The organism is Vibrio sp. 1978 (assembly GCF_033344345.1).
Genome location: NZ_JAWPOP010000034.1, coordinates 34,617 through 50,078, shown reverse-complemented (window position 1 = coordinate 50,078; position 15,462 = coordinate 34,617). Strand labels below are relative to the sequence as shown.

The 15,462-nt window shown below is 58.6% G+C and carries 20 protein-coding genes; 9 read left to right on the top strand and 11 right to left on the bottom strand.

Annotated elements, in window-relative coordinates:
• A partial coding sequence (locus tag R8N49_RS22395) for a Mu transposase C-terminal domain-containing protein (protein ID WP_072264849.1) occupies window positions 1-505 on the top strand: 505 nt, incomplete at its 5' end.
• A 2-nt stretch (window positions 506-507) separates the two neighbouring features.
• On the top strand, window positions 508-1,500 hold the full coding sequence (locus R8N49_RS22390; RefSeq protein WP_001381192.1) for a TniB family NTP-binding protein: 993 nt from the start codon (window positions 508-510) through the stop codon (window positions 1,498-1,500).
• Here R8N49_RS22390 and R8N49_RS22385 read toward each other — a convergent pair.
• The 7 genes from R8N49_RS22385 to R8N49_RS22355 all read right to left on the bottom strand — a co-directional run bounded on the left by R8N49_RS22385 (window position 1,469) and on the right by R8N49_RS22355 (window position 6,636).
• A complete protein-coding gene (locus R8N49_RS22385; protein ID WP_000376623.1) occupies window positions 1,469-1,969 on the bottom strand; it encodes a GNAT family N-acetyltransferase in 501 nt (166 codons plus the stop codon). The two genes, R8N49_RS22390 and R8N49_RS22385, sit on opposite strands and share 32 nt — an antisense overlap.
• A 127-nt stretch (window positions 1,970-2,096) precedes the next feature.
• Window positions 2,097-2,936, bottom strand: coding sequence for a sulfonamide-resistant dihydropteroate synthase Sul1 (sul1, locus tag R8N49_RS22380; protein WP_000259031.1), 840 nt, complete (start codon window positions 2,934-2,936; stop codon window positions 2,097-2,099).
• Window positions 2,930-3,277 (bottom strand): quaternary ammonium compound efflux SMR transporter QacE delta 1, encoded by a 348-nt coding sequence (locus R8N49_RS22375; protein WP_000679427.1) that lies wholly within the window; start codon window positions 3,275-3,277, stop codon window positions 2,930-2,932. The genes sul1 and R8N49_RS22375 overlap by 7 nt, the downstream gene beginning before the upstream one ends.
• Before the next feature lie 123 nt (window positions 3,278-3,400).
• On the bottom strand, window positions 3,401-4,192 hold the full coding sequence (aadA1, locus tag R8N49_RS22370) for an ANT(3'')-Ia family aminoglycoside nucleotidyltransferase AadA1 (protein WP_001206317.1): 792 nt from the start codon (window positions 4,190-4,192) through the stop codon (window positions 3,401-3,403).
• A 116-nt stretch (window positions 4,193-4,308) separates the two neighbouring features.
• Entirely contained in the window at window positions 4,309-5,103 is a 795-nt protein-coding gene (gene aph(3')-XV / locus R8N49_RS22365; protein ID WP_019407932.1) for an aminoglycoside O-phosphotransferase APH(3')-XV, read from the bottom strand.
• Between the two features lie 70 nt (window positions 5,104-5,173).
• A complete protein-coding gene (locus R8N49_RS22360; protein WP_003159191.1) occupies window positions 5,174-5,728 on the bottom strand; it encodes an aminoglycoside N-acetyltransferase AAC(6')-Ib4 in 555 nt (184 codons plus the stop codon).
• Window positions 5,729-5,835: 107 nt separating this feature from the next.
• A complete protein-coding gene (locus tag R8N49_RS22355; RefSeq protein ID WP_013263789.1) occupies window positions 5,836-6,636 on the bottom strand; it encodes a subclass B1 metallo-beta-lactamase VIM-1 in 801 nt (266 codons plus the stop codon).
• Window positions 6,637-6,802: 166 nt separating this feature from the next.
• Here R8N49_RS22355 and intI1 point away from each other — a divergent pair, with 166 nt between their 5' ends.
• The 4 genes from intI1 to R8N49_RS22335 all read left to right on the top strand — a co-directional run bounded on the left by intI1 (window position 6,803) and on the right by R8N49_RS22335 (window position 9,682).
• Complete coding sequence (gene intI1, locus R8N49_RS22350) at window positions 6,803-7,816, top strand: class 1 integron integrase IntI1 (protein ID WP_000845039.1); 1,014 nt, start codon at window positions 6,803-6,805, stop codon at window positions 7,814-7,816.
• A 351-nt stretch (window positions 7,817-8,167) separates the two neighbouring features.
• Window positions 8,168-8,302 carry a hypothetical protein gene (locus tag R8N49_RS22345; RefSeq protein ID WP_012850371.1) on the top strand — a complete coding sequence of 45 codons (135 nt, stop codon included), beginning with the start codon at window positions 8,168-8,170 and terminating at the stop codon, window positions 8,300-8,302.
• Window positions 8,295-9,035, top strand: coding sequence for a TraX family protein (locus R8N49_RS22340; RefSeq protein ID WP_114320497.1), 741 nt, complete (start codon window positions 8,295-8,297; stop codon window positions 9,033-9,035). The genes R8N49_RS22345 and R8N49_RS22340 overlap by 8 nt, the downstream gene beginning before the upstream one ends.
• Complete coding sequence (locus R8N49_RS22335) at window positions 9,035-9,682, top strand: recombinase family protein (RefSeq protein ID WP_012850369.1); 648 nt, start codon at window positions 9,035-9,037, stop codon at window positions 9,680-9,682. The genes R8N49_RS22340 and R8N49_RS22335 overlap by 1 nt, the downstream gene beginning before the upstream one ends.
• Here the strand turns inward: R8N49_RS22335 and R8N49_RS22330 are convergent, their stop codons facing one another.
• The 4 genes from R8N49_RS22330 to R8N49_RS22315 form a co-directional block, all read right to left on the bottom strand.
• Window positions 9,683-10,747: a phosphoribosyltransferase gene (locus tag R8N49_RS22330; RefSeq protein ID WP_114320496.1), complete on the bottom strand. Its 1,065-nt coding sequence runs from the start codon at window positions 10,745-10,747 to the stop codon at window positions 9,683-9,685.
• Between the two features lie 9 nt (window positions 10,748-10,756).
• Window positions 10,757-11,089 carry a hypothetical protein gene (locus R8N49_RS22325; protein ID WP_069971685.1) on the bottom strand — a complete coding sequence of 111 codons (333 nt, stop codon included), beginning with the start codon at window positions 11,087-11,089 and terminating at the stop codon, window positions 10,757-10,759.
• A gap of 97 nt (window positions 11,090-11,186) precedes the next feature.
• Window positions 11,187-11,324, bottom strand: coding sequence for a hypothetical protein (locus tag R8N49_RS22320; RefSeq protein ID WP_012850366.1), 138 nt, complete (start codon window positions 11,322-11,324; stop codon window positions 11,187-11,189).
• Window positions 11,325-11,371: 47 nt separating this feature from the next.
• Complete coding sequence (locus tag R8N49_RS22315; protein WP_114320495.1) at window positions 11,372-11,629, bottom strand: hypothetical protein; 258 nt, start codon at window positions 11,627-11,629, stop codon at window positions 11,372-11,374.
• Window positions 11,630-12,054: 425 nt separating this feature from the next.
• Between R8N49_RS22315 and R8N49_RS22310 the strand changes: the two genes are divergently transcribed.
• The 3 genes from R8N49_RS22310 to topA are packed head-to-tail and all read left to right on the top strand — an operon-like array spanning window position 12,055 to window position 15,260.
• Window positions 12,055-12,543 carry a hypothetical protein gene (locus R8N49_RS22310; protein WP_012850364.1) on the top strand — a complete coding sequence of 163 codons (489 nt, stop codon included), beginning with the start codon at window positions 12,055-12,057 and terminating at the stop codon, window positions 12,541-12,543.
• Between the two features lie 9 nt (window positions 12,544-12,552).
• Window positions 12,553-13,293, top strand: coding sequence for a cell wall hydrolase (locus tag R8N49_RS22305; protein WP_114320494.1), 741 nt, complete (start codon window positions 12,553-12,555; stop codon window positions 13,291-13,293).
• Window positions 13,290-15,260: a type I DNA topoisomerase gene (topA, locus tag R8N49_RS22300; protein WP_012850362.1), complete on the top strand. Its 1,971-nt coding sequence runs from the start codon at window positions 13,290-13,292 to the stop codon at window positions 15,258-15,260. The genes R8N49_RS22305 and topA overlap by 4 nt, the downstream gene beginning before the upstream one ends.
• The last annotated feature ends 202 nt before the right edge of the window (window positions 15,261-15,462 follow it).

Genomic DNA, 15,462 nt, shown 5'->3' with positions numbered 1-15,462 from the left:
CGATTTTCTGCCGATCCTCCGGCGCACGCTGACCCGCACCGGCTTTGTCATCGACCACATCCACTACTACGCCGATGCGCTCAAGCCGTGGATTGCGCGGCGTGAACGCTGGCCGTCCTTTCTGATCCGGCGCGATCCGCGCGACATCAGCCGTATCTGGGTCCTGGAACCGGAGGGACAGCATTACCTGGAAATTCCCTACCGTACCTTGTCGCATCCGGCTGTCACCCTCTGGGAACAACGGCAGGCGCTGGCGAAACTGCGGCAGCAAGGGCGCGAACAGGTGGATGAGTCGGCGCTGTTCCGCATGATCGGCCAGATGCGTGAGATTGTGACCAGCGCGCAGAAGGCCACACGCAAGGCGCGGCGTGACGCGGATCGCCGCCAGCACCTCAAGACATCAGCTCGGCCGGACAAGCCCGTTCCGCCGGATACGGATATTGCCGACCCGCAGGCAGACAACTTGCCACCCGCCAAACCGTTCGACCAGATTGAGGAGTGGTAGCCGTGGACGAATATCCCATCATCGACCTGTCCCACCTGCTGCCGGCGGCCCAGGGCTTGGCCCGTCTTCCGGCGGACGAGCGCATCCAGCGCCTTCGCGCCGACCGCTGGATCGGCTATCCGCGCGCAGTCGAGGCGCTGAACCGGCTGGAAGCCCTTTATGCGTGGCCAAACAAGCAACGCATGCCCAACCTGCTGCTGGTTGGCCCGACCAACAATGGCAAGTCGATGATCGTCGAGAAGTTCCGCCGCACCCACCCGGCCAGCTCCGACGCCGACCAGGAGCACATCCCGGTGTTGGTCGTGCAGATGCCGTCCGAGCCGTCCGTGATCCGCTTCTACGTCGCGCTGCTCGCCGCGATGGGCGCGCCGCTGCGCCCACGCCCACGGTTGCCGGAAATGGAGCAACTGGCTCTGGCACTGCTGCGCAAGGTCGGCGTGCGCATGCTGGTGATCGACGAGCTGCACAACGTGCTGGCCGGCAACAGCGTCAACCGCCGGGAATTCCTCAACCTGCTGCGCTTCCTCGGCAACGAACTGCGCATCCCGTTGGTTGGGGTAGGCACGCGCGACGCCTACCTAGCCATCCGCTCCGATGACCAGTTGGAAAATCGCTTCGAGCCGATGATGCTGCCGGTATGGGAGGCCAACGACGATTGCTGCTCACTGCTGGCCAGCTTCGCCGCTTCGCTCCCGCTGCGCCGGCCTTCCCCAATTGCCACGCTGGACATGGCTCGCTACCTGCTCACACGCAGCGAGGGCACCATAGGGGAACTGGCGCACTTGCTGATGGCGGCGGCCATCGTCGCCGTGGAGAGCGGCGAGGAAGCGATCAACCATCGCACACTCAGCATGGCCTGTCGACAACCTCTCGCGCAACCAAGACATCGCGGTCGGACTGCAAGTGATCTTGAAGCCACGGGCCCGTCCCACCCCGACATGGACCTCGATGCCCGAACGGACGTTAGATTTCGAGTTCTAGGCGTTCTGCGATGAAGGTTGGATCCCAGCCGGGATTGAAAGTGTCGACGTGGGTGAATCCGAGCCGCTCGTATAGGCCACGCAGGTTCGGGTGGCAGTCGAGCCGCAGCTTGGCGCACCCCTGCGTTCGCGCGGCATGGCGGCAAGCCTCGATCAGCGCGGAGCTGACACCCCGGCCCGCATGTGTCCGTCGCACCGCGAGCTTGTGCAGATATGCGGCCTCCCCCTTGAGGGCGTCGGGCCAGAACTCGGGATCCTCGGCCGACAAGGTGCAACAGCCGACGATGCCGTCGCTGCAACTCGCGACTAGGAGCTCGGATCTCAGGACGAAGGTCTCCGCGAATGTCCGGTCGATCCGCGCGACGTCCCAGGCGGGCGTTCCCTTGGCGGACATCCACGCCGCAGCGTCGTGCATCAGCCGCACAACCTCGTCGATATCACCCGAGCAGGCGACCCGAACGTTCGGAGGCTCCTCGCTGTCCATTCGCTCCCCTGGCGCGGTATGAACCGCCGCCTCATAGTGCAGTTTGATCCTGACGAGCCCAGCATGTCTGCGCCCACCTTCGCGGAACCTGACCAGGGTCCGCTAGCGGGCGGCCGGAAGGTGAATGCTAGGCATGATCTAACCCTCGGTCTCTGGCGTCGCGACTGCGAAATTTCGCGAGGGTTTCCGAGAAGGTGATTGCGCTTCGCAGATCTCCAGGCGCGTGGGTGCGGACGTAGTCAGCGCCATTGCCGATCGCGTGAAGTTCCGCCGCAAGGCTCGCTGGACCCAGATCCTTTACAGGAAGGCCAACGGTGGCGCCCAAGAAGGATTTCCGCGACACCGAGACCAATAGCGGAAGCCCCAACGCCGACTTCAGCTTTTGAAGGTTCGACAGCACGTGCAGCGATGTTTCCGGTGCGGGGCTCAAGAAAAATCCCATCCCCGGATCGAGGATGAGCCGGTCGGCAGCGACCCCGCTCCGTCGCAAGGCGGAAACCCGCGCCTCGAAGAACCGCACAATCTCGTCGAGCGCGTCTTCGGGTCGAAGGTGACCGGTGCGGGTGGCGATGCCATCCCGCTGCGCTGAGTGCATAACCACCAGCCTGCAGTCCGCCTCAGCAATATCGGGATAGAGCGCAGGGTCAGGAAATCCTTGGATATCGTTCAGGTAGCCCACGCCGCGCTTGAGCGCATAGCGCTGGGTTTCCGGTTGGAAGCTGTCGATTGAAACACGGTGCATCTGATCGGACAGGGCGTCTAAGAGCGGCGCAATACGTCTGATCTCATCGGCCGGCGATACAGGCCTCGCGTCCGGATGGCTGGCGGCCGGTCCGACATCCACGACGTCTGATCCGACTCGCAGCATTTCGATCGCCGCGGTGACAGCGCCGGCGGGGTCTAGCCGCCGGCTCTCATCGAAGAAGGAGTCCTCGGTGAGATTCAGAATGCCGAACACCGTCACCATGGCGTCGGCCTCCGCAGCGACTTCCACGATGGGGATCGGGCGAGCAAAAAGGCAGCAATTATGAGCCCCATACCTACAAAGCCCCACGCATCAAGCTTTTGCCCATGAAGCAACCAGGCAATGGCTGTAATTATGACGACGCCGAGTCCCGACCAGACTGCATAAGCAACACCGACAGGGATGGATTTCAGAACCAGAGAAAGAAAATAAAATGCGATGCCATAACCGATTATGACAACGGCGGAAGGGGCAAGCTTAGTAAAGCCCTCGCTAGATTTTAATGCGGATGTTGCGATTACTTCGCCAACTATTGCGATAACAAGAAAAAGCCAGCCTTTCATGATATATCTCCCAATTTGTGTAGGGCTTATTATGCACGCTTAAAAATAATAAAAGCAGACTTGACCTGATAGTTTGGCTGTGAGCAATTATGTGCTTAGTGCATCTAACGCTTGAGTTAGACATTATTTGCCGACTACCTTGGTGATCTCGCCTTTCACGTAGTGAACAAATTCTTCCAACTGATCTGCGCGCGAGGCCAAGCGATCTTCTTCTTGTCCAAGATAAGCCTGTCTAGCTTCAAGTATGACGGGCTGATACTGGGCCGGCAGGCGCTCCATTGCCCAGTCGGCAGCGACATCCTTCGGCGCGATTCTGCCGGTTACTGCGCTGTACCAAATGCGGGACAACGTAAGCACTACATTTCGCTCATCGCCAGCCCAGTCGGGCGGCGAGTTCCATAGCGTTAAGGTTTCATTTAGCGCCTCAAATAGATCCTGTTCAGGAACCGGATCAAAGAGTTCCTCCGCCGCTGGACCTACCAAGGCAACGCTATGTTCTCTTGCTTTTGTCAGCAAGATAGCCAGATCAATGTCGATCGTGGCTGGCTCGAAGATACCTGCAAGAATGTCATTGCGCTGCCATTCTCCAAATTGCAGTTCGCGCTTAGCTGGATAACGCCACGGAATGATGTCGTCGTGCACAACAATGGTGACTTCTACAGCGCGGAGAATCTCGCTCTCTCCAGGGGAAGCCGAAGTTTCCAAAAGGTCGTTGATCAAAGCTCGCCGCGTTGTTTCATCAAGCCTTACGGTCACCGTAACCAGCAAATCAATATCACTGTGTGGCTTCAGGCCGCCATCCACTGCGGAGCCGTACAAATGTACGGCCAGCAACGTCGGTTCGAGATGGCGCTCGATGACGCCAACTACCTCTGATAGTTGAGTCGATACTTCGGCGATCACCGCTTCCCTCATGATGTTTAACGCCTGAGTTAAGCCGGAGCGCTTTGCGGCCGCGGCGTTGTGACAATTTACAGAACAACTCCGCGGCCGCGAAGCGATCTCGGCTTGAACGAATTGTTAGACCGCGCTTAGAAGAACTCATCCAAGATCCGGTAGTACTCAATCTTAGCTATGTTCGGATTTGGCTCTCCATACTCGATGAAGAACTGGTTAGTGAGTTCTGGTCCAAATACCGCGTCAATGTTTCTCGATGCAAGCGCCAGGTCTTGATACTTATCGGCAAGCCCGACCCGACCGCAGTCTATGAAGCCGACGAAGGCATTACCTTGGAAGATGAAGTTCTCGGGACAGGCGTCGCCATGTGTGACTACCAGCTGCTCCGCTCCAGGCATTTGTATAAAAAGTTGCTCGTAAACATCCCGCGCCAGCATGCCTTGCCTTGCGTGATCAAAGTCCTCCTCATCAACTAACCCGGCTTCCAAACGGCCCGAAGCCAGCTTCAGTCGCAGGTGGAGCCTTTCGTCGAATGGGCAATCGTCAGGCGAGATCGAATGGAGGTCGCGTAACGCTCGTGCCATCTCTGCAACAACAATAACTGGATCTGCATCTGCGGCGTCAGCGGCATTGTGGCCAATCAATGCTTTTGTCAACAGGATGGTGACAGTTGAAGTCGAGACATATGAGATCACTTCCGGTACGAGAGCTCGTGTTCTGAGCCATCTAGTGCGCTGATGCTCTTGAAGAATTTCTTGAGCAGAAGATCCGGAGGCGTACTTTAGATACGCGGTATTGCGATCAGGAAATAGAACTCGAATCACTCGAGCATCTGACTGACCATACTCAACTTCTTCAAAAGTGCATTCATCCAACAAGGGTGAAAGCAAATTCTTTAGTTCAGATACTTCGTCGAGGGCGACTGTCATAGCGGTCTAACGTTTGACATGAGGGGCGGCCAAGGGCGCCAGCCCTTGGACGTCCCCCTCGATGGAAGGGTTAGGCATCACTGCGTGTTCGCTCGAATGCCTGGCGTGTTTGAACCATGTACACGGCTGGACCATCTGGGGTGGTTACGGTACCTTGCCTCTCAAACCCCGCTTTCTCGTAGCATCGGATCGCTCGCAAGTTGCTCGGCGACGGGTCCGTTTGGATCTTGGTGACCTCGGGATCATTGAACAGCAACTCAACCAGTGCTCGAACCAGCTTGGTTCCCAAGCCTTTGCCCAGTTGTGATGCATTCGCCAGTGACTGGTCTATTCCGCGTACTCCTGGATCGGTTTCTTCTTCCCACCATCCGTCCCCGCTTCCAAGAGCAACGTACGACTGGGCATACCCAATCGGCTCTCCATTCAGCATTGCAATGTATGGAGTGACGGACTCTTGCGCTAAAACGCTTGGCAAGTACTGTTCCTGTACGTCAGCAAGTGTCGGGCGTGCTTCTTCTCCGCCCCACCACTCGACGATATGAGATCGATTTAGCCACTCATAGAGCATCGCAAGGTCATGCTCAGTCATGAGGCGCAGTGTGACGGAATCGTTGCTGTTGGTCACGATGCTGTACTTTGTGATGCCTAACGCCTGAGTTGAGGGGCTTTTGCGGAGTAGGCGCAGCCTGCGTAGCAAAAGTCCCGCTCCAACGATTTGTTATGCCGCATCTGCTACTCGGCGACTGAGCGATTTTTGTGTGCTTTGACAACGTTCGCTGTGTGCTGGAGCAAGTCTAGACCGCCCGGTAGACCGTGCCCGGGAATGACGACCTCTGCTTCCGGGTAGTGTTTTTGAATCCGCTCAACGGAGGTGGGCCATTCAGCCAGATCGGCATCGGCCACGTTCCCCGCAGACGTGCTTGACAACTCATGAACGGCACAACCACCGTATAGCACGTTCGCTGACGGGACGTATACAACCAGATTGTCGGTCGAATGCGCAGCACCAGGATAGAAGAGCTCTACTGGACCGAAGCGCACTGCGTCCCCGCTCGATGAGAGTCCTTCTAGAGAATGCGTGGGAATCTCGTTCCCCTCTGCCTCGGCTAGCCGGCGTGTCGACGGTGATGCGTACGTTGCCACCCCAGCCGCCCGAAGGACATCAACGCCGCCGACGCGGTCGTCATGAAAGTGCGTGGAGACTGCACGCGTTACGGGAAGTCCAATTTGCTTTTCAATCTCCGCGAGAAGTGCCGCTGTGTTTTTCGCACCCCACGCTGTATCAATCAAAAGCAACTCATCACCATCACGGACAATGAGACCATTGGACGGGTAGACCGCGCCATCAAACGACTGCGTTGCGATATGCGACCAAACACCATCGGCAATCTGGTAAAGTCGGACCTCTCCGACCGGAATTTCGTTGACTGTCGGATACTCACCACTCGGCTCCCCGGAATGGGCTAACGGACTTGCGACAGCCATGACAGACGCGGTCATGTAGACCAATAAACTACTAATAACTTTTAACATCAAGACTCCATAGGGGTGGGTGCGGCATAACTTTGTTTTAGGGCGACTGCCCTGCTGCGTAACATCGTTGCTGCTCCATAACATCAAACATCGACCCACGGCGTAACGCGCTTGCTGCTTGGATGCCCGAGGCATAGACTGTACAAAAAAACAGTCATAACAAGCCATGAAAACCGCCACTGCGCCGTTACCACCGCTGCGTTCGGTCAAGGTTCTGGACCAGTTGCGTGAGCGCATACGCTACTTGCATTACAGCTTACCAACCGAACAGGCTTATGTCCACTGGGTTCGTGCCTTCATCCGTTTCCACGGTGTGCGTCACCCGGCAACCTTGGGCAGCAGCGAAGTCGAGGCATTTCTGTCCTGGCTGGCGAACGAGCGCAAGGTTTCGGTCTCCACGCATCGTCAGGCATTGGCGGCCTTGCTGTTCTTCTACGGCAAGGTGCTGTGCACGGATCTGCCCTGGCTTCAGGAGATCGGAAGACCTCGGCCGTCGCGGCGCTTGCCGGTGGTGCTGACCCCGGATGAAGTGGTTCGCATCCTCGGTTTTCTGGAAGGCGAGCATCGTTTGTTCGCCCAGCTTCTGTATGGAACGGGCATGCGGATCAGTGAGGGTTTGCAACTGCGGGTCAAGGATCTGGATTTCGATCACGGCACGATCATCGTGCGGGAGGGCAAGGGCTCCAAGGATCGGGCCTTGATGTTACCCGAGAGCTTGGCACCCAGCCTGCGCGAGCAGCTGTCGCGTGCACGGGCATGGTGGCTGAAGGACCAGGCCGAGGGCCGCAGCGGCGTTGCGCTTCCCGACGCCCTTGAGCGGAAGTATCCGCGCGCCGGGCATTCCTGGCCGTGGTTCTGGGTTTTTGCGCAGCACACGCATTCGACCGATCCACGGAGCGGTGTCGTGCGTCGCCATCACATGTATGACCAGACCTTTCAGCGCGCCTTCAAACGTGCCGTAGAACAAGCAGGCATCACGAAGCCCGCCACACCGCACACCCTCCGCCACTCGTTCGCGACGGCCTTGCTCCGCAGCGGTTACGACATTCGAACCGTGCAGGATCTGCTCGGCCATTCCGACGTCTCTACGACGATGATTTACACGCATGTGCTGAAAGTTGGCGGTGCCGGAGTGCGCTCACCGCTTGATGCGCTGCCGCCCCTCACTAGTGAGAGGTAGGGCAGCGCAAGTCAATCCTGGCGGATTCACTACCCCTGCGCGAAGGCCATCGGTGCCGCATCGAACGGCCGGTTGCGGAAAGTCCTCCCTGCGTCCGCTGATGGCCGGCAGCAGCCCGTCGTTGCCTGATGGATCCAACCCCTCCGCTGCTATAGTGCAGTCGGCTTCTGACGTTCAGTGCAGCCGTCTTCTGAAAACGACAGGTGGCCAACAAGCCCCGAAGGGGTGCGTTAGCTCATTTAAGTGGCTCTTTATTGGGTGGCTCATTTAACTATGCTATTGCCTAATGAGCTGACTTTGATAGAATGGGCTCAAATACCTAAACCTATTTGAGCCACTAAGGACCGCCCCATGAAACGCGAAGAACTGGAAGCCAAGGCAAAAGAGCTGTGCCCGGCAAGTCTTTGGTATGAATTGAATGATTGCCTGGACGAAACCACGGACCAGGAGCTGCTTAAACTGATAGCGAGGTTTGAGCATGAATGATGGATTGGCGAACTCCGGCGCGGCTCTAAGCCGCTCCACACAATCCAATGCCTGGGTGCCGCTCGCGCAGTGGTTCGCGGTTCTGACGATGACCTTGGAGCATGTCACTAAGTACGTCTGGCCAGAATCTGCTTTCGTGCCCTGGGCGCTGGCCATCGGCCGGATTGCCTTCCCGGTGTTCGCCGGCATGGTGGCCTGGCATCTGCTGCACAATACGCGCCGGCCGGTGCGGTACGGTTTGCGCCTGCTGCTGATCGGGGCCATCAGCCAGGTTCCTTACGCCTGGGTAGTGACGCCGGACAGGCTCAATATCTGCTTTACCCTGGCTTTCGGGCTGCTTGCGGTCGTTCTCCTAGACCAGGTGAAGGATCGACGCACCAGGATGGCCACCGGCGTTGTGTTGTTCCTTCTGGCCGCCGTGGTCAGCCCGTTTGTCGAATACCAGATATTGGGACTGCTCCTGGTGCCGGCGTTCGTCTACGCCTTCCGCAATCACCAGCGTGTCACGGCCATGCTTCCAGCCCTGGCGCTGTGTGCGGTGATCAATGGCGGCTCACCGCTTCACATGGCCATCAGTTGCGCCGCTGGCTGTGCCGTTCTCCTGGCACCGTCTCTGTCCTTTGAGGGCGCCGCCGTTCCTGCATTGCCTCGGGGTCTGCGTCTCTCTTGGTATCCGCTCCACCTGGTCGCTATTACCGTGGCCATCATGGCCATAAACCAGGGAGCCATCTAATGACCGTCTCGACAATCAAGGTGGCCCGGATTTACCAACGGGTCAGCACCAAAGATCAGGACCTAACGCGGCAGGCGGCTATCGTCCAGGACGCGAAGGCGGCCGGGTATCACATTGCCGGCGTTTACCGAGAAAAGGCCTCCGGCGCGAGCGCCGACCGGCCCGAGCTGCTGCGCATGATTGACGACTTGCAACCGGGTGAGGTGGTCATATCTGAAAAGATGGACCGCATCAGCAGGCTGCCCCTTCCCGAAGCGGAAAAGCTGATCGAGGCCATCAAAGGGAAGGGGGCCAAGCTGGCCGTGCCTGGTGTGGTCGATCTTTCCGACCTGGTAGAAGACGCCACCGGGGTGACGCGCATCGTCCTGGAGTCGGTCCAGGAAATGCTTTTGCGGGTCGCCCTGCAAACGGCCCGAGACGATTACGAGGACAGGCGAGAACGGCAGCGCCAGGGCATCGAGCTGGCCAAGGAGGCCGGGCGCTTCACCGGCCGGCGTCCAGACTCCAAGATGCACGCCAGAATCGTTGCCCTGCGTAGTCGCGGCGAGTCTATAGCGGACACTGCGCACTTGGTTGGCTGTGGTGAAGCGACCGTGAAACGGGTGTGGGCGGCACACAAGGCCGCCAAAGCCTCGGAAGGGGAGTGATCAACGTTCCTGGTCGTCGTGGCCCTGGCTACGGTCGTCCAGGATGCGAGGGGCGGTATTATCTCGTCCATGCTCCAGGTTGTCCGCGATACGGTCGCGGACGCCCTCCAGGAAGCGGTCGCGGTTGTCCTTGTCGGGGATTTGCTCCAGTGCGAACTTATCAGCGACGGCCTGAACAGCGGTTGCGGCCTCGATGGCCGGATCGTTGGGGTATTGCTCCAGTAACTCCTTGCTCGAAAGCTGCTTGAAGGCGTCGGCCTTGTCCTGGTGTGGCCCCCGCTTCACGCTTTCGCTTTCTGTTGCCGGCGTTTGGCCAGCTCGGCTTTCATCCATTGCCCAGCCTGCTGCATTTCTTGCCGCAGTGATTCGATCTCGGATGGCGTCAACCGTTGGTGCCTTTCTGAGGTGTCCAGCCTCGCCTTGGGTGAGCTGCTCGATGCCATAACCAAATTCCTCCTTCCAGTAGTTGTTCATTGCTTGGCCATGCTTACGTTCTATGTCGGCCAACATTTTAGGCTTTACGGCCAGGTCTACAGCGCCAGGGTGTGCCGTCATCACGGCCGCGCCCAGCACTTGGCCGCCTCTGTTTTCAATATAGCCGCGCAAGCTCGATATAGTCCCGCCCATGGACAGGGTATCGTCCACCAGGACATAGGGCCGGCCTGGCTCCACGGCACCGTCAAAAGTCGGATTCATGGCCAGTCGGTGATCGGCGCCCTTGTTGGTACGCCCGACCTTTTCGGCCTGCACGATGTTGTATTCTACTTCCAGCCCCAGGCGGTCCCCCAGGACTTCGGCTGTGGCCAGCGGTATCTTGTTATTCCCTGCCGCCTCCCTGGCCAATACCGGCACGATCTTGGCGGGGCGGTCGCCTACCACTTCACGGATGGCCTCCACTGTCTCGGGACGCACCAAGCGTTCGGCCATGTCCAGGGCGGCGGACTGGTCGCCCGCTTTCGCGGCCTGATACTCCGGTTCGCGCTCCAGCTCCTTGAGGTCGCCGTTTCGGATGACAGGGGGAAAGTCGTTCCAGGGCGCCCGTTCCGGGCGTTTGCCTTCGCTCATGCCACCCCCTTAAAGACCAGGGACGCGGACTTTACCCGCGAGCTCTCGGACCTTGTTTTCGTTAAGGCCCTGGTCAAGGAGTAGCGCCGGCACGACCGTGGCCAGCATGTAGTTGACCACACGGGTACTTGGGGCCTTTTCTTCCCGTTCCCATTCTGTGATGCGGGAATGGGTCAGTTTCATGCCCAGGGCGGCGTTCATCGTCTCCAGGGCCTCCGTCAGGGTGCCCGTGCGGGTAACGATCGCTCGCCAGGAGCTGACCAGGTTCGGCGCCTCCGGCTTTACGGTTTGGGGCTTTCCGACCCGGCGCTTGTGTTGCTCTGTCGCTTTCAATGGATTCACCTTCGTGTCAATGGCATAATTACTAAAGCCGTAGTCCTCATAGTCGAAGGGACGGCCGGCCCCGGCAAGGCGTGGTGGTCTACCGGGGCCAACCTCTCTACGCCGCTTCCTGGCGCTCTCTGAACTCCCTAAGCTCGTTCATCAGCTTGCCAAAAGCCTTCCCGCTCATACTGCCCAGCTTCACGCGCTGGCCGCTCTGGAAGGCACTCAATACCTGCTCAGTTTGTTTACTCATCGGTTATTCCTCCAGGGGAGGGCGGTTTTCCCGCCCTCCTTTGTTGTTTAAGCCTTGCCAGTGATCTGTTCGCAAAGGTTCGCAAACAGCCCCGCGTAAAGCTCCGTAGGGAGGTCCGCGACGGGGAACTGGCGGCCCTGGAGGCCTTCCGCCTTTTCTTCCTTCAAGGTGCCAATAACGGACCAGAACTTAGGTTCTTCGTCCTGTTTCGGCGCGTCTGAATGACCGCCTGAAACCGGCTTTACCTCGAACGATTCAAAGTCGCTCAACTGAGATACATTGTTGAAATAAAAAAGGGTTTGCATTTCGTAGTCCTCATAGTCAAAGGGTTGAATATCCGCCGGACTAAGTGGTGGTGCCCGCTGCGGATATGATTAATATAATACAGTAGCGGTATTATATCAAGCCTTTTTTCTTCGTGCGCACGAAATTTTCGTACCTGAACGCGGTTCACAAACCCCGTGAAAACTGCTCACCTGGACCGCCTGCTTTTGCAATCATGCTGTGGCATGATCCCCCCGACCGCTCTAGGAGCGGCGTCCCATCACTTCATGGCGTCCTTATTTAGCTGTAAGAGATTACGTACAGGGAATGTAAGACATCGGCAAAGACTGGGTAGGAAATTGGACATTCCCTTGCCTTGTGGCGTCAAAATGCTATATTTTGATTTTCAAGATGCAGCATATTAAAGTATGATGCGTGTCGGTCTGATCAATATGGAGATTGAAGAATGAACCCAAAAAAGCTATTGGCTACCGCTAGTCTTGTCCTGGCGTCATTTGGCGGTTATTTCGCCCCTTCATCTGCCCTCGCGGCGTCGCAAGATGAATGCGCTATCTGGATTTGTTTGCCTGGAGGCTTTCCATCTGGTTGCGGTGCTGCGCACTCGGCCATGATTGATCGCGTCAAAGACATGAAAAGCCCGCTTCCCTCGTTCAGCTCCTGCGCTGTTCAGGACGGGAGCGGCAGCCAAATGTCGTACAACTACAACTATGCGGCGCTGATTGCCGAACATCGAGTTTGCAGCAGTTACCGCTACCGGCGTGATGACCGCGAATGTGTGTCCTGGGAAACGGTCCCGTCTCGCTATATGAAGGGCACCCGCTGCCGGGTTGACCGCGACGGCAATCGCACCCCGCGCTACTGCGTTGGCACGTACCGTTATGTTGATGTGTTCATCGACGGCGCGAAGGCCGGCGACACTTACTATTGGCGTTAAGGGGGCGGTATGGACCTGTTCGCCATTCTCGCCACCTGTGCGGCCCTGTCCGGGGCTGCTCCCCAACCTGAGACGCCAATCAGTCCGGCAGACTGTGAGGCGGCCGCGGCCGACTACCAAGCCAACCTCCAGTCGGTCGAGTTGAGCAACGAGGACCGGGACGCCATCGCTCGCGTAGCATTCGCGGAGGCGGCGAACCAGGGGGACAGCGGTCTTGCTGGCGTCGTTTACACCATCATCAACCGGCTAATCAGTGGCCAGTGGGGCAACACCGTGACAGCGGTCGTCAATGCCCCACGCCAGTTTGAGCCGGTCCACTCGGCAGGAGGGTGGCGAAAGCTGCCGGCCCTGTCGCCTACTCAACAAACCCGCGTCGATACGATCATCAACCTGGCCATGGAAGGGCGACTGCCTGACCTCACCAATGGCGCCCTGTTCTTCCAGAACCCGGACGTGGTGGCCCAGCGTGAAGCGGCCGGCAAGGTTTCCGAGGGGCTGACCCACTTCGGCGGCTCTACCCCTTCGGCGGTGATCCAGGACCACACCTTTTACGCCTCAATCAACAACGGGGGCAGTGGCAACCAGGCCGCGCCTGTTCGCGTCCAGGCTGAGCGCCGTCCCGAGGCAAAGGCCTGGGACATTTACGGCAAGGCTCAGGACGGTGAACTGAGTCAGACGCAATCCTGGGACGTGTTCGCCAACGGCGGCGCCGGGGAAACCGTCTTGGCTGACGGTAGGGAGGACCAATGAATCTAGTTATTGTTGAGTCTCCAGGGAAGGTTAAAAAAATCCGCGAAATCCTGGGACAAGGGTGGGACGTACAGGCCAGTGTCGGCCATGTCCGTGACCTGCCGGAACGTGAAATGGGCGTGGAAGCGCCCGACTTTAAACCCAAGTACGTGCCGACCGAGCGCGGCAAAGACGTACTGGCCAAACTGCGAAAATCCGTCGAGCGAGCCAACGCTGTTTATCTGGCAACCGACTTGGACCGCGAAGGGGAGGCCATCGCCTGGCACCTCAAGCAGGCTTTGCGCCTGGACAATCCCCAGCGCATACGCTTTGCGGAAATCACGCCAAAGGCCATCAAAACGGCCATAGCGAGCCCGTCAGGGATCGACATTAAGATGGTGGCGGCTCAGGAAGGCCGGCGCGTTCTGGACCGCCTGGTGGGCTATATGGTGTCGCCAAAGCTGGGCGACATGGCCGGCCGGCGCGGACTTTCCGCTGGTCGTGTTCAATCCCCCGCCGTCCGCATCGTCCTGGAGCGTGAACGCGCTATCCAGGCGTTCAAGCCTACAAGCCACTTCGGTGCCCAGCTCGGCTTCGGGGACTGGACCGCTGATTGGGATACCCGGCCGTTTCTCCCGGAAGGTCAAAAGTACCTGCTGGACAAGTCACTGGCTGATCGAGCGGCCGCGCTGCGCCAGGTTGAAGTCCTGGACTGCGAGGAAAAGGAAGAAAGCAAGGCGCCGCCTGCTCCCTTCATCACGTCAACGCTGCAACAGGCCGCATCCAACAAACTGCGGATGAAGCCGAAGGCCACCATGGAGGCCGCGCAGAAGCTCTATGAACAGGGTCTGATCACCTACATGCGCACGGACAACCCCAACCTGTCCGATGATGCCCTGATCGAGATTTACCAGGTCTGCCAGGCCAAGGGCCTGCCTATGGTGGACCAGCCCCGGACATGGAAGGCGAAAGGCGACGCTCAGGAAGCGCACGAAGCCATCCGCCCAACACACTTTGACGTGGAAGAAGCCGGCGACACGCCCGAGCAACAAGCGATCTACAAGCTGATTTGGCAACGCGCCCTGGGCTGTCAACTGGCGGCGGCCAGGTATGCGGTGCGGACGGTTCGCCTTCGCGCCGTCGATGGCCTCGATGGCAAGCCCGTGGATTTCATCGGTAAGGGCCGCGCCCTAGTCTATGAAGGGTGGCGAGCCATTTACGAGGACGACACCGAAAGCGACGACGACAAGAAGAAGGACAAGGAAGGGGCCAACAACCCGGTGCCTCACCTTGAGCCAGGCCAACAGCTCGATGCCGAGACTGGCAGAGTGCTGGCGAAGAAAACCCGCGCCCCTTCTCGTTTCACCGAAGCCGAGCTGATCAAGGAGCTGGAGCGCCTGGGGATCGGGCGGCCTTCCACCTACGCGGCCATCATGCAGAACATCATTTCCAGGGGATACGTCGATTACGACAAGGCCGGCAAGTACCTGGTGCCGACCGATACCGGCGCCCTGGTGATCGACGCCCTGGTGAACAGCCGTTTTAGCTTCATCGAGTACGACTTTACCCGCGACATGGAAGCCAGGCTGGACCAAGTGGCCGAAGGCCGCTCCAGCTACCGCGAAGTGGTGAGCGTGGTCCATAACAGCCTGGAACAAGAGTTGGGCGGCATGAAGGTCGATGCTGCGCCAGAGCATCCTTGCCCCAACTGTGGAAAGGCCCTGTTTCGCCGTAAAGGCGGAAAAGGCTACTTCTGGGGCTGTAGCGGATACCCCGACTGTGACACCACGCTGCCAGACGCCGGGGGCAAGCCAGGGAAGCGGAAGCCGCGCCAAGTGGCAGACACGCCCTGTCCTAAGTGCGGCAAGGAGCTGGTCCGACGCTACAAGGCCGGCGCCGGCAAGAAGGGTTACGATTTTTGGTCATGCAGTGGATACCCGTCCTGTGACGCCAAGTTCGACAACGTGGGTGGCAAGCCAAAGATTTGAGCTTGGCGGCAATCAAAGTTGTACATTTTGATTATCAATGTGCTATACTTTGATTTAAGGATGAGGACTCAATGAGGAAACCAACGACAAAGCGCGAAAGATCATTAAAATGTGCCGCATCGTCTAACAAAAGCGGACATTTTGATATGAGTCACGACGCAATCAGCGAACAAGAGCTGATCGACAACCTGGAGAGTAAGGC